At 50.0% G+C, this 3,245-nt stretch carries 2 rRNA genes; both read left to right on the forward strand.

The annotated features are described in order from the left end of the window. Positions 1 to 135 precede the first annotated feature (135 nt). Positions 136 to 3,062, forward strand: a 23S ribosomal RNA gene (locus tag EO113_RS08020). Positions 3,063 to 3,126: 64 nt separating this feature from the next. Next, positions 3,127 to 3,243: ribosomal RNA gene (rrf, locus tag EO113_RS08025) — 5S ribosomal RNA — on the forward strand. Positions 3,244 to 3,245 lie beyond the last annotated feature (2 nt).

Genomic DNA, 3,245 nt, shown 5'->3' on the forward strand with positions numbered 1-3,245 from the left:
TAATTTATGATTTGGTCTCTTAGAGTTGACTCTAAGGGTTAGACCAAGCACATAGATTCTCTAAATTAACTTATAAGGTGAGAGCATCCGAAAGGATGACTCTAAAGCAAAAGACATAACCATATGTCACTATCAAGTAAAGATAGTAAGGGCATACGGTGGATGCCTTGGCTATACTGGCCGAAGAAGGACGCGGTAAGCTGCGAAAAGCTACGGAGAGGTGCAAGCGACCATTGACCCGTAGATATCCGAATGGGGGAACCCGGCAGAGTAAAGCTCTGTCACCCATACCAAAGAGTATGAGGAGGGCACCTGGGGAACTGAAACATCTAAGTACCCAGAGGAAAAGTAATCAAACGAGATTCTCTTAGTAGCGGCGAGCGAACGGGGAAGAGCCCAAACCGGACTGGTTCGCCAGACCGGGGTTGAGGACTGCTAACAAGCATAAATGGGATAGACGAACCGACTTGGAACGGTCGGCCGAAGAAGGTGAAAGCCCTGTAGTCGAAATCCTGCATATGTGGAGCAGTATCCAGAGTACCACGAGACACGTGAAACCTTGTGGGAAGCAGGGGGGACCACCCTCCAAGGCAAAATACCAGTATGGACCGATAGCGCATAGTACCGTGAGGGAAAGGTGAAAAGCACCCCGGGAGGGGAGTGAAAGAGAACCTGAAACCGTATGTCTACAAACAGTCGAAGACCGTATAATTGCAGGTCGACGGCGTGCCTATTGAAGAATGAACCGGCGAGTTACTGTCACTAGCGAGGTTAAGCGGAAAACGTGGAGCCGAAGCGAAAGCGAGTCTGAATAGGGCGAGGAGTTAGTGGTAGTAGACCCGAAACCGTAGTGATCTATCCATGGCCAGGTTGAAGCACAGGTAAAATTGTGTGGAGGACCGAACTCGTGAGCGTTGAAAAGCTTTGGGATGAGTTGTGGATAGGGGTGAAATGCCAATCGAACACGGAGATAGCTGGTTCTCCCCGAAATAGCTTTAGGGCTAGCCTCATGGTAAAGAGTATAGGCGGTAGAGCTCTGATCGGGCTAGGGCCCACACCGGGTACCGAACCTAGTCAAACTACGAATGGCTATACTTATACATGGGAGTCAGACTATGAGTGATAAGGCCCATAGTCAAGAGGGAAACAGCCCAGACCACCGACTAAGGCCCCCAATGCTGCATTAAGTGGCAAAGGATGTGGAGTTTCCAAAACAACCAGGATGTTGGCTTAGAAGCAGCCACCATTTAAAGAGTGCGTAATAGCTCACTGGTCGAGAGACTCTGCGCCGAAAATGTCCGGGGCTAAAATGCAGAGCCGAAGTCGTGGCAATGGTAGCAATACCATTGGGTAGGGGAGCGTTCTTATTGGATTGAAGCAGTACCGGAAGGAGCTGTGGACTGGTAAGAAGTGAGAATGCCGGTATGAGTAGCGAAAAGAAAGGTGAGAATCCTTTCCACCGAAAGCCTAAGGGTTCCTGAGCAACGATCGTCGTCTCAGGGTAAGTCGGGACCTAAGCCGAGGCGGAAAAGCATAGGCGATGGACAACAGGTTGAAATTCCTGTACTAGTATGAATTGTTTGATCGATGGAGTGACGCAAACAGGTAGGTTAGCATGCGATTGGAAGTGCATGTTTAAGCGTGTAGGTTGAGTGATAGGTAAATCCGTTACTCTAAAAGCTGAGGCGTGATGACGAGCTCATAAGAGCGAAGTAATTGATCCTAAGTTGCCGAGAAAAGCTTCTAGGTAGAGACATACTACCCGTACCAAAACCGACACAGGTAGGCGGGGAGAGAATCCTAAGGTGCGCGGGAAAACCCTCGTTAAGGAACTCGGCAAAATGCATCCGTAACTTCGGGAAAAGGATGACCCATGTAGTGTGAAAGCTTGTAACGGCTCTAGCATGAATGGGTGGCACAAGAGAGGCGCAAGCGACTGTTTACCACAAACACAGGTGCCTGCTAAAGCGAAAGCTGACGTATAGGTGCTGACACCTGCCCGGTGCTGGAAGGTTAAGAGGAGGGGTTAGGAGTAATCCGAAGCTCTGAATTGAAGCCCCAGTAAACGGCGGCCGTAACTATAACGGTCCTAAGGTAGCGAAATTCCTTGTCGGGTAAGTTCCGACCCGCACGAAAGGTGTAACGACTTGCGCACTGTCTCAACGAGGGACCCGGTGAAATTGAAGTACCTGTGAAGATGCAGGTTACCCGCGACTGGACAGAAAGACCCCATGGAGCTTTACTGTAACTTAGGATTGATTTTAGTTAATGAATGTACAGGATAGGTGGGAGACGTAGAAGCTAGGGCGCTAGTCTTAGTGGAGTCGCTGTTGGGATACCACCCTTTGATTAATTGAAATCTAACGGGAAGAGTAACGACCTTCCGGACAGTCCTAGGTGGACAGTTTGACTGGGGCGGTCGCCTCCTAAAGAGTAACGGAGGCGCCCAAAGGTTCCCTCAGAGCGGACGGAAATCGCTCGAAGAGTGTAAAGGCAGAAGGGAGCTTGACTGCGAGACCAACAAGTCGAGCAGGGACGAAAGTCGGGCTTAGTGATCCGGTGGTGCCGAGTGGAAGGGCCATCGCTCAACGGATAAAAGCTACCCTGGGGATAACAGGCTAATCTCTCCCAAGAGTCCATATCGACGGGGAGGTTTGGCACCTCGATGTCGGCTCATCACATCCTGGGGCTGAAGTAGGTCCCAAGGGTTCGGCTGTTCGCCGATTAAAGTGGTACGTGAGCTGGGTTCAGAACGTCGTGAGACAGTTCGGTCCCTATCCATCGCGGGCGAAAGAAACTTGAAGGGGGCTGCTCCTAGTACGAGAGGACCGGAGTGGACGAACCGCTGGTGTACCAATTATCCTGCCAAGGGTACAGTTGGGTAGCTACGTTCGGGACGGATAAACGCTGAAAGCATCTAAGCGTGAAACCAGCCTTGAGATGAGGTTTCTCATAGCATAAGCTAGTAAGATCCCATGTAGACGACATGGTTGATAGGCCAGGTGTGGAAGTGCTGCAAGGCATGGAGCTGACTGGTACTAATAGATCGAGGGCTTTACTTAAAGAATAAACTTGTAAGTTAATATATTATCTTTCTATGTAGTTTTCAGGGAACACCCTGACAAATTCAGTGACGATGGCTACGAGGAACCACCTGTTCCCATCCCGAACACAGTAGTTAAGCTCGTAAACGCCGAAAGTACTTGGCTGGAAACGGCCTGGGAGGATAGGAAGTTGCTGATTAA

This window comes from Veillonella sp. 3913, from assembly GCF_003992235.1.
Taxonomy (GTDB): Bacteria; Bacillota; Negativicutes; order Veillonellales; family Veillonellaceae; genus F0422.